Below are 13,349 nucleotides of genomic sequence, written 5' to 3'. Positions count from 1 at the left end.
CCTGATCGTGCCGGTGGCCATGGAAGAGAAGCTGCGCTTCGCCATCCGCGAGGGCGGTCGCACCGTCGGCGCCGGCGTCGTCGCCGCCATCAACGACTAGTCTCGCTTAGCGATCACGTCTGCTGAGGAACGACCGAGGGGCGGGTCCTCGCGCCCGCCCCTTTCTCGTCCCGCCAAGGTTTCAGGTCATGAACGGTCAGAATATCCGCATCCGCCTCAAGGCGTTCGACCATCGTATCCTCGATGCGTCGACCCGAGAGATCGTCTCGACCGCCAAGCGCACCGGCGCCACCATCCGTGGCCCGATCCCGCTGCCGACGCACATCGAGAAGTTCACCGTCAACCGCTCGCCCCACATCGACAAGAAGTCGCGCGAGCAGTTCGAGATGCGCACGCACAAGCGTGTGCTCGATATCGTCGATCCGACGCCCCAGACCGTGGACGCGCTGATGAAGCTCGACCTCGCCGCCGGCGTGGACGTGGAGATCAAGCTCTAAGTCCCGCAGGGATTTAGAGCTTACCGTTTCATCGCGCGAGGGAGATACCTATGCGCTCAGGCGTCATTGCACAGAAGGTCGGGATGACCCGCGTCTTTACGGATGCAGGCGAACATATTCCCGTGACCGTGCTCAAGATCGATCAATGCCAGGTGGTCGCCCACCGCACCGTCGAGAAGAATGGCTACGTCGCTCTTCAGGTCGGCGTCGGCAAGGCCAAGGTGAAGAACGTGTCGATGGCCGAACGCGGCCGCTTCGCGATCGCCAAGGTCGAGCCCAAGCAGAAGCTCGCCGAGTTCCGCGTGTCCGAGGACGCGATGATCCCGGTCGGGGCGGAAATCACGGCCGACCACTTCATCGCCGGCCAGTTCGTCGACGTCACCGGCACCACCACCGGCAAGGGATTCGCCGGCGGTATGAAGCGCTGGAACTTCGGCGGTCTGCGTGCCACCCACGGCGTGTCCATCTCGCACCGTTCGATCGGTTCGACCGGTGGCCGTCAGGACCCGGGCAAGACCTTCAAGAACAAGAAGATGCCCGGCCACATGGGTGTCGACCGGGTGACGACGCAGAACCTGCGCGTCGTCCGTACCGACCCCGAGCGTGGACTCATCCTGGTCGAAGGTGCCGTCCCCGGCGTCGCCGGCGGCTGGATCCAGATCCGCGACGCGGTGAAGCGCAAGCTCCCCGCCGACGTGCCGCAGCCTGGCAAGTTCCGTGAAAACGGTTCCTCCGCTGCTCCCGCCACAGAAGCTCCGGCTCCCGAGGCTCCCGCTTCCGAGGAGAATGCGTGATGAAGCTCGATATCACCACTCTCGACGGCGACGGCGCCGGCTCGGTCGACCTGGACGAGACCATCTTCGGGCTCGAGCCGCGCGCCGACCTTCTTCAGCGCATGGTGCGCTGGCAGCTCGCCAAGCGTCAGGCCGGCACCCACGCCGTGAAGAACCGCTCGGACGTGAACCGGACCCGCAAGAAGCTCTACAAGCAGAAGGGCACCGGTAACGCCCGTCACGGCGCCGCCTCCGCTCCGCAGTTCCGCGGCGGTGGTCGTGCGTTCGGTCCGGTCGTCCGCAGCCATGCCCACGACCTGCCCAAGAAGGTCCGTGCGCTCGCTCTCAAGCATGCGCTCTCGGCCAAGGTGAAGGCCTCGACCCTCATCATCGTCGACGACGTGACGCTGGCCGACGGCAAGACCAAGGGTCTCGTCGAGCGGTTCGGCAAGATGGGCCTGTCGAGCGCTCTGATCATCAGCGGGGCCGAGGTCGACGTGAACTTCGGTCGCGCCGCCCGCAACATCCCGATGATCGACGTGCTCCCCGTGCAGGGCATCAACGTCTACGACATCCTGCGCCGCGACAAGCTCGTGCTGACGCGCGCCGCCGTCGATGCGCTGGAGGCGCGTTTCAAATGAGTGCCGATCCGCGTCACTACGACATCATCGTCTCGCCCGTGATCACGGAAAAGGCGACGAACCTCACCGAGCAGAACAAGGTCGTCTTCCGGGTCGCGCCGAAGGCCACCAAGCCGCAGATCAAGGAAGCGGTCGAGCGTCTGTTCGACGTCAAGGTGGTGGGCGTGAACACGCTCGTCACCAAGGGCAAGAAGAAGATCTTCCGCGGTCTGCGCGGGCAGCGTTCGGACGTGAAGAAAGCGATCGTGACCCTCGCCGAGGGTGAGACGATCGACGTCACGACCGGCCTCTGAGACAGTCGGGTTAAGGATTACCACCGATGGCCTTGAAGACATTCAAACCGGTCACGCCGAGCCTTCGCCAGCTCGTGCTCGTCGACCGCCGTGAGCTCTACAAGGGCAAGCCGGTCAAGAAGCTCACCGAGGGCAAGTCGTCGTCCGGCGGCCGCAACAACCTCGGCCGCATCACGGTCCGCTTCCGTGGCGGTGGGCACAAGCGCACCCTGCGCAACGTCGACTTCAAGCGTCGCGAGCAGATGGGCGTGTCCGCCACCGTCGAGCGGATCGAGTACGATCCCAACCGGACGGCGTTCATCGCGCTGATCACCTATCCGGACGGCGTGCAGAGCTACATCCTGGCTCCGCAGCGCCTGTCGCCCGGCGACAAGGTGATCGCGGCCGAGCAGGTCGACATCAAGCCCGGCAACGCCGGTCCGGTGGGCAACATGCCGGTGGGCACCATCGTCCACAACGTCGAGCTGAAGATCGGCAAGGGCGGTGCCATCGCGCGCTCGGCCGGCAACTACGCCCAGATCGTCGGGCGCGACCAGGGCTACGTCACCCTGCGCCTGAACTCCGGCGAACAGCGCCTGGTCCACGGCCAGTGCTTCGCCAGCGTCGGTGCGGTGTCGAACCCGGACCACATGAACATCTCGCTGGGCAAGGCGGGCCGGAATCGCTGGCTGGGCAAGCGCCCGCACGTCCGCGGTGTCGCCATGAACCCGGTCGATCACCCGCACGGCGGCGGCGAGGGACGGACCTCGGGCGGCCGCAACCCGGTCACGCCCTGGGGCGTGCCCACGAAGGGGAAGAAGACCCGGTCCAACAAGCGGACCGACGTGTTCATCCTGTCCAGCCGTCACAACCGCAAGAAGTAACCATCATGGCACGCTCGCTCTGGAAGGGGCCGTTCATCGACGGCTACCTCCTCAAGAAGGCTGAGACCGCTCGCGGATCCAGCCGCAACGAAGTCATCAAGATCTGGAGCCGCCGCTCCACGATCCTCCCGCAGTTCGTGGGGCTCACCTTCGGTGTGCACAACGGGCAGAAGCACATCCCGGTCTATGTCTCCGAGGAAATGGTCGGCCACAAGTTCGGCGAGTTCTCGCCGACCCGCACCTTCCACGGTCACGCGGCCGACAAGAAGGCGAAGAGGCGCTGAGATGGGCAAGCAAGCCACCCCCCGCGCGCTGCCGGACAACGAGGCGAAGGCCGTCGCGCGCATGCTGCGTGTCAGCCCTCAGAAGCTGAACCTCGTCGCCCAGCTGATCCGCAACAAGAAGGTCGATTCGGCACTCGCCGACCTCGAATTCTCCCGCAAGCGGATCGCCCGCGAAGTCAAGAAGTGCCTCGAGAGCGCCATCGCCAACGCCGAGAACAACCACAATCTGGATGTCGACGACCTAGTCGTCGCCCAGGCGTTCGTCGGCAAGGCCCTCGTGCTCAAGCGCTTCCACGCTCGGGCCCGCGGCCGCGGCGCCCGCATCCTGAAGCCCTTCGCGAACCTCACCATCGTGGTGCGCGAAGTCCCGACCGCCGAAGCGGCGTGAGGAGGACCTGATGGGCCAGAAAATCAATCCGATCGGTCTGCGGCTCGGTATCAACCGGACCTGGGACTCCCGCTGGTTCGCCCAGAAAGGCGAATACGCCAAGCTGATGCACGAGGACGTCGCCATTCGCGCGTCGCTTATGAAGCAGCTCAAGCAGGCGGCGGTCTCCAAGATCGTGATCGAGCGTCCGCACCGGAAGTGCCGCGTCACCATCCACTCCGGTCGTCCGGGCGTGGTGATCGGCAAGAAGGGCGCGGACATCGAGAAGCTGCGCAAGCTCGTCGGCACCATGACCAAGGCCGACGTGACGATCAACATCGTCGAGGTGCGCAAGCCCGAGATCGACGCCACCCTGGTGGCGGACTCGATCGCGCAGCAGCTCGAGCGCCGGGTCGCCTTCCGCCGTGCCATGAAGCGGGCCGTTCAGTCGGCCATGCGTCTGGGCGCCGAGGGCATCCGCATCAACTGCTCGGGCCGCCTCGGCGGCGCCGAGATCGCGCGCCAGGAATGGTACCGCGAGGGTCGCGTGCCGCTGCATACGCTGCGCGCCGACGTCGACTACGGCACCGCGACCGCCTTCACGACCTACGGGACGTGCGGCATCAAGGTGTGGGTGTTCAAGGGAGAGATCCTCGAGCACGACCCGATGGCGCAGGACAAGCGCGCTCAGGAAGAGGGTGGCCGTTCGGGCGGACGCCGTGAGCGCGATGGCGAAGGCGGCCGCGGTCGTCGCGATCACGCCTGATCGCTACCGCCAGCCCAAGGAAGGTGTTGAGAGGCTGCCATGTTGCAACCCAAAAAGACCCGATTTCGCAAGCAGTTCAAAGGCCGCATCCACGGTGCGGCCAAGGGCGGCTTCGATCTCAACTTCGGTAGCTTCGGCCTGAAGGCCATCGAGCCGGAGCGTATCACCGCTCGCCAGATCGAAGCGGCCCGCCGCGCGATCACCCGCGAGATGAAGCGCCAGGGCCGCGTCTGGATCCGGATCTTCCCGGACGTCCCGGTCACGGCAAAGCCCACCGAGGTCCGCATGGGCTCCGGTAAGGGCGCTCCCGAGTTCTGGGCTGCCCGCGTGCATCCCGGCCGGATCATGTTCGAAGTCGACGGCGTGGCCGAGGACATCGCGAAGGAGGCCCTGCGCCTCGGCGCGGCGAAGCTCCCGATCCGCACGCGCGTCGTTCAGCGTATCGCTGACTGAGGGAGGAGGGGATCATGAAGTCGTCGCAGAGACAATCGGATCTGGCCGCCCTGTCGCCGGATCAACTGAACGACGAGCTGCTGAACCTGAAGAAGGAGCAGTTCAACCTGCGCTTCCAGGGCGCCACCGGCCAGCTCGAGAACGTCGCGCGGGTCCGTGAGGTTCGTCGCGACATCGCCCGCGTCCGCACGCTGCAGCGTCAGAAGACGCTCGGCCAAGCGCAGGCCTGAGGAGTACACCATGCCGAAGCGCGTATTGCAGGGCGTCGTCGTCAGCGACAAGGGCGAGAAGACCATTGTCGTGAAGGTGGAGCGTCGCTTCACCCATCCGGTGATGAAGAAGACCGTCCGTCGCTCCAAGAACTACCACGCCCACGACGAAGCCAACGTCGCCAAGGTCGGCCAGACCGTGTCGATCGAGGAGTGCCGTCCGTTCTCCAAGACCAAGACCTGGAAGCTCGTGGAGGCCGCACAGGCCGCCGCCGTCGAGGCTCCCGCCTCCTGAGGGCTTGCATCGAACGTCGGTTCCCTGTAGGCGACCGACCTTCGCATATGTTTTCGTGACGACGGATTCGTCCTCACTTGGCTGCGGTGACCGCGCCGGCGCTTCCTAGCGCCGATAGCGCGGTCCGACTAATGGACGGGGGCATCAGATCCCCATCAGGCGTCGTCCGCCGGACAATACCGTCCGTGTGCGGAAACCCGTCTGAAACAAGGAAAGGTCACTCTCGTGATCCAGATGCAGACGAATCTGGACGTCGCCGACAACTCTGGTGCGCGTCGCGTGATGTGCATCAAGGTACTCGGCGGGTCGAAGCGCAAATATGCCGGCGTCGGTGACATCATCGTCGTCTCGGTCAAGGAAGCGATTCCGCGCGGCCGCGTGAAGAAGGGCGACGTCATGAAGGCGGTCGTCGTCCGCACCGCCAAGGAAGTGAAGCGTGCCGACGGTTCGGTGATCCGCTTCGACAAGAACGCTGCCGTTCTGATCAACAATCAGAAGGAGCCGATCGGCACCCGTATCTTCGGACCGGTGCCGCGCGAGCTGCGGGGCCGCAATCACATGAAGATCATCTCGCTCGCTCCGGAGGTGCTGTGATGGCTGCCAAGGTCAAGAAGGGCGACAAGGTCGTCGTCCTCACCGGTCGCGACAAGGGTCGCTCCGGTGAGGTGGTTCAGGTCATGCCGAAGGACGACAAGGCTCTCGTGCGCGGGATCAACCTTGTCAAGAAGCACCAGAAGCAGACCCAGAACCAGGAAGGCGGCATCATCTCCAAGGAGGCCGCCATCCATCTCTCCAACATCGCGATCGCCGACCCCAAGGACGGTCAGCCGACGCGCGTTGGTTTCCGCATTCTCGACGACGGCCGCAAGGTCCGGTTCGCCAAGCGCTCGGGGGATCTGATCGATGGCTGAGGCAAATGTTGACGGCTACGTGCCGCGTCTGCGCAAGCACTACGACGAAGTCGTGCGCCAGAAGCTGATCGAAGAGTTCGGCTACAAGAACCCCATGCAGGTACCGACGATTGAAAAGATCGTCATCAACATGGGTGTCGGCGAGTCGACCGCCGATTCGAAGAAGGCCACCGTTGCCGCCGGGGACCTGGCGCTGATCGCCGGTCAGAAACCGGTCATCACCCGGGCCCGCAAGGCCATCGCGACATTCAAGGTTCGCGAGGGCATGCCGATCGGCTGCAAGGTCACCCTGCGCAAGGCCCGGATGTACGAGTTCATGGATCGTCTCGTGACGATCGCACTTCCCCGCGTCCGCGACTTCCGCGGCCTGAACCCGCGCTCCTTCGACGGTCGCGGCAACTACGCCCTGGGACTCAAGGAGCACCTCGTGTTCCCGGAGATCTCCTACGACAAGGCCGAGGCGACCTGGGGCATGGACATCGTGATCCAGACCACGGCCCAGACCGATGCTGAGGCGCGCGCGCTCCTCACGCAGTTCCGATTCCCGTTCCGGCAGTAAGAACCCCAGCGGTCCTTATACGCGGACACCGGAGACAGACATGGCAAAGAAAAGCTCGATCGAGAAGAACAACCACCGCAAGGTCCTCGTGAAGCTCTACGCGTCGAAGCGTAAGGCCCTTCTGGCCACGGCCAACAACGAGTCCCTGGAGATGGAGGAGCGCTTCGAGGCGCGCCTCAAGCTCGCGGAACTACCCCGCAACTCGTCCGCGACCCGTGTCCGCAATCGTTGCGGCATCACCGGTCGGCCCCGCGCTTTCTATCGCAAGATGGGCGTGTCGCGCATCGCGCTGCGCGAACTCGGCAACCAGGGTCTGATCCCCGGTCTCGTCAAGTCGAGCTGGTAAGGAGCACGTACCATGGTCAACGATCCCGTGGGCGATATGCTCACACGCATCCGCAATGGACAGCAGCGTCGGCGCAACGTCGTGCAGACGCCCGGCTCGCGCCTGCGCGCCAGCGTCCTCGACGTCCTCAAGTCCGAGGGCTACATCCGTGACTACGCCACCACCGATTATGGGAACGGCCGCACGGAATTCGCGATCGAGCTGAAGTATTACGATGGCCAGCCCGTCATCCGCTCGATCCAGCGTGTCTCGAAGCCCGGCCGCCGGGTCTACTCGTCGGTCGGCGAACTGCCCCGCGTCGCCGACGGTCTCGGCGTCACCATCGTGTCCACCCCGCAGGGCGTCATGGCCGACCACGAGGCGCGCGAGCGCAACGTCGGCGGCGAAGTGCTCTGCAAGGTGTTCTGATCTCGGACGAAGGAGGAAAGGCCATGTCTCGCGTAGGCAAGAAGCCCGTCCCCGTCCCGTCCGGTGTGACGGCGACGGTGAACGGTCAGACGGTGACTGTTAAGGGTGCGAAGGGCGAACTCGCGTTCGTCGTTCCCAACCTCGTGAACGTATCGTTCGAGGACGGCGCCGTCTCGGTGCAGCCCAAGGACCAGACCAAGCAGGCTCGCTCGCTGTGGGGCACCTCCCGTGCCCAGGTCGCGAACCTGGTCGAGGGCGTGTCGAAGGGCTTCGAGAAGAAGCTCGAGATCACGGGCGTCGGTTATCGCGCGGCGATGGCCGGCAAGGCGCTCAAGCTCTCGCTCGGCTACAGCCACGACATCGAGTATCAGATCCCGGCCGGCATCACGATCGTGACGCCCAAGCCGACGGAGATCGTGATCTCGGGGATCGACCGGCAAGTGGTCGGTCAGGTTGCCGCCGAGATCCGCGACTATCGCGGCCCCGAGCCCTACAAGGGCAAGGGCGTGAAGTACGCGGGCGAGTTCATCTTCCGCAAGGAAGGCAAGAAGAAGTAAGGGCCGGCGATCATGTCACGCAAAATCGATGCACTCGACCGCCGCAAGGCGCGTGTGCGCCGCGCGCTGCGGGCCGCGGCCAAGGGACGTCCGAGACTCTCGGTGTTCCGCTCCTCGAAGCAGATCTACGTTCAGGTGATCGACGACGCCGAGGGCAGGACCCTCGCCGCCGCTTCGAGCATCGACAAGGATCTGCGGACCGGTCTCAAGACCGGCGCCGATGTCGCGGCGGCTTCGGCCGTCGGCAAGCTCGTCGCCGAGCGTGCCAAGGCGGCCGGCGTCACCCAGGTGATCTTCGATCGCTCGGGCTACCTCTACCACGGCCGCGTCAAGGCGCTCGCCGAGGCGGCCCGCGAGGGCGGCCTGGAGTTCTGATAACGGCGGGAGGGACGGCATTCGCCGTCCCTCATCGAAACGATTCAAGCGAGCGGACCCCGCCGTCCGCGCCAGTGAGATGGGATCAACAACGATATGGCACGTGAACGGGAAGGCGGGGGCCGCGGCCGCCGCGACGAGCGCGAGGAGCGCGACAGCGAGTTCGTGGACAAGCTCGTCCACATCAACCGCGTCGCCAAGGTGGTGAAGGGTGGCCGTCGCTTCGGTTTCGCCGCCCTCGTCGTCGTCGGCGACCAGAAGGGTCGTGTCGGCTTCGGCCACGGCAAGGCACGTGAAGTGCCCGAGGCTATCCGCAAGGCGACGGAAGCCGCCAAGCGTGGTCTCGTCCGCGTGGCGCTCCGCGAAGGCCGGACTCTGCATCACGACGTCCAGGGCCGTCACGGCGCCGGCAAGGTGATTCTGCGCGCCGCACCCCAGGGTACCGGCATCATCGCCGGCGGCCCGATGCGCGCCGTCTTCGAGACGTTGGGCATGCAGGACGTGGTGGCCAAGTCGCTCGGCTCGTCCAACCCCTACAATCTCGTGCGCGCCACCTTCGACGCGCTGAAGAACGAGGACAGTCCGCGCGCCGTCGCGGCTCGCCGTGGCCTCAAGGTCTCGGCCCTGCAGGCCCGTCGTCGCGATGCGGACGCTTCGGACCTGTCCGAAGCGGCCGTGGCTTGAGGAGGGTCCGATGACTGGCAAGACTCTCCGCATCGAACAGATCGGCTCGCCGATCCGTCGTGAGAACGACCAGCGCGCGACGCTGATCGGGCTCAAGCTCAACAAGCTGCACCGGGTTTCCACCTTGGAGGATACCCCCTCCGTGCGGGGCATGATCCGCAAGGTTCAGCACCTCGTGCGCGTCCTCGACGACGCGGCCAGAGGGAGGGCATCATGAAGCTGAACGAAATCCACGACAACGTCGGCGCCACCAAGAACCGGATGCGCGTCGGCCGGGGCATCGGCTCCGGAAAGGGCAAGACCGCGGGTCGCGGCGTCAAGGGTCAGAAGGCCCGTACCGGCGTCTCGATCAAGGGCTTCGAGGGCGGTCAGATGCCGCTTCACCGTCGCCTGCCCAAGCGCGGCTTCAACAACCTGTACTCGACGGACCTCAACGAGGTGAACCTCGGGCGCATCCAGCAGGCCGTCGATGCCGGTCGCCTCGATGCGTCCGCCACCGTGGACATGGACGCCCTCGTGGCGGCCGGTATCTGCGCCCGTGGCCGTGACGGCGTGAAGCTCCTCGGCGTCGGCGAGCTGACGGCGAAGCTCGCCTTCACCGTCACCCGCGCCTCGAAGTCCGCCATCGCTGCGGTCGAGAAGGCCGGCGGTTCGGTGACGGTCCAGTTCGCGGATCGGGTCTCCACCCGCGGCAAGGCTGCCGACGCCACTGTTGCGTAGGACGGTCGCGGACCTTAAGTCGAAGCCTGGAGCGGCGGCCCGTGCGACCTGCGCGTGGCCGCCGTTTCGCTTCGTGGTGGGTGCTTCAGGCACCTGAACGATTGGTTTTCAGGAACCGGTGACATGGCCTCAGCCGCCGAGCAGCTTGCCGCGAACCTCAATTTCGGGGCGATCGCAAAGGCCGACGAACTCAAGAAACGCATCTGGTTCACGCTGGGTGCGCTCGTGGTGTTCCGGCTGGGCACCTACATCCCGATTCCGGGCATCGACCCCGAGCAGTTCGCGCGCAACTTCCAGAGCCAGGCCGGCGGCGTGCTCGGCCTGTTCAACATGTTCTCCGGCGGTGCCGTCGAGCGCATGGCGATCTTCGCGCTCAACATCATGCCCTACATCTCGGCCTCGATCATCATCCAGCTCCTGACGTCGGTGGTCCCGACCTTGGAGACGCTGAAGAAGGAAGGCGAGTCGGGCCGCAAGGTCATCAACCAGTACACCCGCTACCTCACCGTGGTGCTGGCGCTGGTGCAATCCTGGGGCATCGCCTTCGGCCTCCAGGGATCGAGCGCGGCGACCGATCCGGGTCCGTTCTTCATCCTGTCCACCGTGGTGACCCTCACGGGCGGCACGCTGTTCCTGATGTGGATCGGCGAGCAGATCACCTCGCGCGGCATCGGCAACGGCTCCTCGCTCATCATCTTCGCCGGCATCGTCGCCCACCTGCCCACCGCGATCATCGGCGCGCTCGAGCTCAGCCGTACCGGTGCCCTGTCCACGGCCGTGATTCTCGGGGTCGGCGTCGCGGCGGCCGCGCTCGTCTACTTCATCGTGTTCATGGAGCGCGCCCAGCGCCGCCTGCTGATCAACTACCCCAAGCGTCAGGTCGGCAATAAGATGTACGAGGGCCAGACCTCGTTCCTGCCGCTCAAGCTCAACACGGCCGGCGTGATTCCACCGATCTTCGCATCCTCGCTGCTGCTGCTGCCGGCCACCGTCGCGAGTTTCTCGGCCAACCAGAGCGGCACCGGCGTGCTGGCGACGCTCACCACCTACCTCGGCCACGGGCGGCCGCTGTACATGGTGCTCTACGCGGCGCTGATCATCTTCTTCGCCTTCTTCTACACGGCGGTGGTGTTCAATCCCGAGGAGACGGCCGACAATCTGAAGAAGCACGGCGGCTTCATCCCGGGCATCCGGCCGGGAGAGCGGACGGCGAGCTTCATCGACAAGGTCCTCACCCGGATCACGGTGATCGGCGCGCTCTACCTCACCTTCGTGTGTCTCGTGCCCGAGATCCTGGCCTCCTACGCATCGGCCAGCCTCGGCTTCGGCGGTACCTCCCTGCTCATCGTGGTGTCCGTGACGATGGACACCGTGGCGCAGATCCACGGGCACCTGATGGCTCATCAGTACGAGGGGCTGGTGAAGAAGGCGAAGTTGCGCGGCGCCACACGCCGACGCTAACGACCGTCAAAACCGCTGCCATAACCGCTGCGGCGGCGTCCGGGAGGCGTCGCCGAGGACAATCAAGAGGCCCGGCCTGCGGGTTGCTCACGAGGACACGACGCCCATGCGGATCATCCTGCTCGGACCCCCCGGAGCCGGCAAGGGAACCCAGTCGGCCCGCATCGTCGAACGGTTCGGCATTCCGCAGCTCTCCACGGGCGACATGCTCCGCGCGGCCGTCGCCGCGGGGACCCCGGTCGGATTGGAAGCCAAGTCGATCATGGAGAGCGGCGGCCTCGTCACCGATTCCATCGTCGTCGGCATCGTCGCCGATCGCGTCGAGGAGGAGGACGCCCGCGGCGGTTTCATCCTCGACGGCTTTCCGCGCACCGTCGACCAAGCTGCGGCCCTCGACAGGATGCTGTCGGACAAGGGTCTGGCGTTGGATACGGTGGTCGAGTTCGTGGTGGACGAGGATGCCCTCGTCGGCCGGATCGCCAACCGGGCGGCTGAGACCGCGGCCCGCGGCGAGCCGGTCCGCAAGGACGATACGCCCGAAGTCTTCAAGACGCGCCTGGCCGCCTATCGGGCCCAGACCGCGCCGCTGTCGGCCTATTACGGCAGCCTCGGCATGCTGGAGACTATCGACGGCATGAAGCCCGTCGACGACGTCACCACCGACCTGATGGCGATCCTCGACAGTCACGCGAAGGCCGCGTCGGCCTGAGAGCCTCGCGGCAACGGGTTGACACGTCAGCCCTGCCGCGTTAACGGACCGACCTTCGTCCACACGCACCATGGGTCCGGGGTACCTCATCGAGGGGCCGCGGGCCGATTTGTCGTTATGGACGGCGTGCAGGGGCCGGCCTCCACCGGACGCACGTCTTATCATCCGGGCCGGGTTACGCCCGATCGCCCCATGGAGAATGACCTTGGCCCGTATCGCTGGCGTTAACATTCCGACCAACAAGCGCGTCGTCATCGCGCTGCAGTACATTCACGGCATCGGCTCGAAGAAGGCCGAGGAGATCACGACGAAGGTCAACATCCCGGCCGAGCGTCGCGTCAACCAGCTCACCGACGCCGAGATCCTCCAGATCCGCGAGACCATCGACCGCGATTACCTGGTCGAGGGTGACCTGCGCCGTGAAGTCTCGATGAACATCAAGCGCCTGATGGACCTGGGCTGCTACCGCGGCCTTCGCCACCGCCGCAACCTGCCGGTCCGCGGCCAGCGCACGCACACCAATGCGCGCACCCGCAAGGGCAAGTCCAAGCCGATCGCCGGCAAGAAGAAGTAATCTTTCCCATCCGGGAGGCCTCGCGTCGCCGAGGCTTCCCGACATTGCGTCGGGCGTCCCGTTGCGGGGCTCCCGTCAGGCGGAACGGCGATCGGAGCCAGGCCGCCGAACCCGATGAAGAATCCCGAGCGCCTGGAATGACGGGCGCGCTTGAAGGACGAGAGACGAGAGCATGGCCAAGGAAGCAACCCGCGTTCGCCGCCGCGAACGCAAGAACATCGTGTCGGGCGTCGCCCATGTGAACGCTTCGTTCAACAACACGATGGTCACCATCACTGACGCTCAGGGCAACACGATCTCGTGGTCGTCCGCCGGTGCGATGGGTTTCAAGGGCTCGCGCAAGTCGACGCCCTACGCCGCCCAGGTGGCGGCCGAGGATGCGGCCCGCAAGGCCTCCGAACACGGCATGCGCACCCTCGAGGTCGAGGTTTCGGGTCCCGGCTCGGGTCGTGAGTCGGCCCTTCGCGCCCTTCAGGCCGCCGGTTTCACCGTCACCTCGATCCGCGACGTCACCGCGATCCCGCACAACGGCTGCCGCCCGCGCAAGCGTCGTCGCGTCTGAGGACGGTATCCAAAACCGCTCGAAGCCGAAAATCGAAGACGG

25 protein-coding genes and 1 pseudogene are annotated in these 13,349 nt (G+C 65.7%); all 26 read left to right on the top strand.

From position 1 onward, the window contains the following. Positions 1-100, top strand: a pseudogene (locus ASG40_RS20245) (EF-Tu/IF-2/RF-3 family GTPase); the annotation flags it as partial. An 88-nt stretch (positions 101-188) separates the two neighbouring features. Next, a complete protein-coding gene (gene rpsJ / locus ASG40_RS05070) occupies positions 189-497 on the top strand; it encodes a 30S ribosomal protein S10 (protein WP_018044230.1) in 309 nt (102 codons plus the stop codon). A 50-nt stretch (positions 498-547) separates the two neighbouring features. Beyond that, positions 548-1,291 carry a 50S ribosomal protein L3 gene (gene rplC, locus ASG40_RS05065; RefSeq protein ID WP_055881762.1) on the top strand — a complete coding sequence of 248 codons (744 nt, stop codon included), beginning with the start codon at positions 548-550 and terminating at the stop codon, positions 1,289-1,291. Further along, the gene (gene rplD / locus ASG40_RS05060) at positions 1,291-1,911 is read left to right on the top strand and encodes a 50S ribosomal protein L4 (protein ID WP_055881760.1); all 621 of its coding nucleotides are present in this window, start codon (positions 1,291-1,293) and stop codon (positions 1,909-1,911) included. The genes rplC and rplD overlap by 1 nt, the downstream gene beginning before the upstream one ends. After that, a complete protein-coding gene (locus tag ASG40_RS05055; RefSeq protein WP_055881749.1) occupies positions 1,908-2,204 on the top strand; it encodes a 50S ribosomal protein L23 in 297 nt (98 codons plus the stop codon). The genes rplD and ASG40_RS05055 overlap by 4 nt, the downstream gene beginning before the upstream one ends. A 26-nt stretch (positions 2,205-2,230) precedes the next feature. Further along, positions 2,231-3,067 (top strand): 50S ribosomal protein L2, encoded by an 837-nt coding sequence (gene rplB / locus ASG40_RS05050; RefSeq protein WP_055881725.1) that lies wholly within the window; start codon positions 2,231-2,233, stop codon positions 3,065-3,067. A gap of 5 nt (positions 3,068-3,072) precedes the next feature. Continuing rightward, the gene (gene rpsS / locus ASG40_RS05045) at positions 3,073-3,351 is read left to right on the top strand and encodes a 30S ribosomal protein S19 (RefSeq protein ID WP_018044225.1); all 279 of its coding nucleotides are present in this window, start codon (positions 3,073-3,075) and stop codon (positions 3,349-3,351) included. A gap of 1 nt (position 3,352) precedes the next feature. Next, positions 3,353-3,739: a 50S ribosomal protein L22 gene (gene rplV, locus ASG40_RS05040; RefSeq protein WP_055881711.1), complete on the top strand. Its 387-nt coding sequence runs from the start codon at positions 3,353-3,355 to the stop codon at positions 3,737-3,739. A 10-nt stretch (positions 3,740-3,749) separates the two neighbouring features. Further along, positions 3,750-4,484 carry a 30S ribosomal protein S3 gene (gene rpsC, locus ASG40_RS05035; protein ID WP_055881707.1) on the top strand — a complete coding sequence of 245 codons (735 nt, stop codon included), beginning with the start codon at positions 3,750-3,752 and terminating at the stop codon, positions 4,482-4,484. Between the two features lie 39 nt (positions 4,485-4,523). Further along, positions 4,524-4,937, top strand: a complete 414-nt coding sequence (rplP, locus tag ASG40_RS05030; protein ID WP_055881703.1) for a 50S ribosomal protein L16 — start codon at positions 4,524-4,526, stop codon at positions 4,935-4,937. A 14-nt stretch (positions 4,938-4,951) separates the two neighbouring features. Then, complete coding sequence (gene rpmC, locus ASG40_RS05025) at positions 4,952-5,167, top strand: 50S ribosomal protein L29 (RefSeq protein ID WP_055881700.1); 216 nt, start codon at positions 4,952-4,954, stop codon at positions 5,165-5,167. Between the two features lie 10 nt (positions 5,168-5,177). Beyond that, positions 5,178-5,441, top strand: a complete 264-nt coding sequence (gene rpsQ / locus ASG40_RS05020; protein WP_055881697.1) for a 30S ribosomal protein S17 — start codon at positions 5,178-5,180, stop codon at positions 5,439-5,441. Between the two features lie 225 nt (positions 5,442-5,666). Next, positions 5,667-6,035, top strand: coding sequence for a 50S ribosomal protein L14 (gene rplN / locus ASG40_RS05015; protein ID WP_055881693.1), 369 nt, complete (start codon positions 5,667-5,669; stop codon positions 6,033-6,035). Beyond that, positions 6,035-6,352, top strand: coding sequence for a 50S ribosomal protein L24 (rplX, locus tag ASG40_RS05010; RefSeq protein ID WP_055881688.1), 318 nt, complete (start codon positions 6,035-6,037; stop codon positions 6,350-6,352). Before rplN ends, rplX begins: the two co-directional genes overlap by 1 nt. Beyond that, positions 6,345-6,911, top strand: a complete 567-nt coding sequence (gene rplE / locus ASG40_RS05005) for a 50S ribosomal protein L5 (RefSeq protein ID WP_055881686.1) — start codon at positions 6,345-6,347, stop codon at positions 6,909-6,911. Before rplX ends, rplE begins: the two co-directional genes overlap by 8 nt. 40 nt (positions 6,912-6,951) lie before the next feature. Next, entirely contained in the window at positions 6,952-7,257 is a 306-nt protein-coding gene (rpsN, locus tag ASG40_RS05000; protein ID WP_055881681.1) for a 30S ribosomal protein S14, read from the top strand. A 12-nt stretch (positions 7,258-7,269) separates the two neighbouring features. Further along, positions 7,270-7,665, top strand: coding sequence for a 30S ribosomal protein S8 (gene rpsH / locus ASG40_RS04995; protein WP_055881679.1), 396 nt, complete (start codon positions 7,270-7,272; stop codon positions 7,663-7,665). A gap of 23 nt (positions 7,666-7,688) precedes the next feature. Further along, positions 7,689-8,222: a 50S ribosomal protein L6 gene (rplF, locus tag ASG40_RS04990; RefSeq protein WP_055881669.1), complete on the top strand. Its 534-nt coding sequence runs from the start codon at positions 7,689-7,691 to the stop codon at positions 8,220-8,222. A 12-nt stretch (positions 8,223-8,234) separates the two neighbouring features. Next, positions 8,235-8,597, top strand: a complete 363-nt coding sequence (rplR, locus tag ASG40_RS04985) for a 50S ribosomal protein L18 (RefSeq protein ID WP_055881666.1) — start codon at positions 8,235-8,237, stop codon at positions 8,595-8,597. A 96-nt stretch (positions 8,598-8,693) separates the two neighbouring features. Beyond that, positions 8,694-9,281, top strand: a complete 588-nt coding sequence (gene rpsE, locus ASG40_RS04980; protein WP_055881662.1) for a 30S ribosomal protein S5 — start codon at positions 8,694-8,696, stop codon at positions 9,279-9,281. A 10-nt stretch (positions 9,282-9,291) separates the two neighbouring features. Beyond that, positions 9,292-9,498: a 50S ribosomal protein L30 gene (gene rpmD / locus ASG40_RS04975; RefSeq protein ID WP_055881660.1), complete on the top strand. Its 207-nt coding sequence runs from the start codon at positions 9,292-9,294 to the stop codon at positions 9,496-9,498. Then, a complete protein-coding gene (rplO, locus tag ASG40_RS04970) occupies positions 9,495-10,001 on the top strand; it encodes a 50S ribosomal protein L15 (protein WP_055881657.1) in 507 nt (168 codons plus the stop codon). The genes rpmD and rplO overlap by 4 nt, the downstream gene beginning before the upstream one ends. A 123-nt stretch (positions 10,002-10,124) precedes the next feature. Next, a complete protein-coding gene (secY, locus tag ASG40_RS04965) occupies positions 10,125-11,462 on the top strand; it encodes a preprotein translocase subunit SecY (protein WP_055881653.1) in 1,338 nt (445 codons plus the stop codon). Positions 11,463-11,568: 106 nt separating this feature from the next. Next, entirely contained in the window at positions 11,569-12,171 is a 603-nt protein-coding gene (locus ASG40_RS04960; RefSeq protein ID WP_055881650.1) for an adenylate kinase, read from the top strand. Positions 12,172-12,376: 205 nt separating this feature from the next. Beyond that, a complete protein-coding gene (rpsM, locus tag ASG40_RS04955) occupies positions 12,377-12,745 on the top strand; it encodes a 30S ribosomal protein S13 (protein WP_055881814.1) in 369 nt (122 codons plus the stop codon). Between the two features lie 172 nt (positions 12,746-12,917). Continuing rightward, entirely contained in the window at positions 12,918-13,307 is a 390-nt protein-coding gene (gene rpsK, locus ASG40_RS04950; RefSeq protein ID WP_055881646.1) for a 30S ribosomal protein S11, read from the top strand. Positions 13,308-13,349 lie beyond the last annotated feature (42 nt).

The sequence above is a fragment of the Methylobacterium sp. Leaf399 genome (assembly GCF_001424525.1).
Taxonomy (GTDB): Bacteria; Pseudomonadota; Alphaproteobacteria; order Rhizobiales; family Beijerinckiaceae; genus Methylobacterium.
This window is presented reverse-complemented; position numbering and strand designations above follow the sequence as displayed.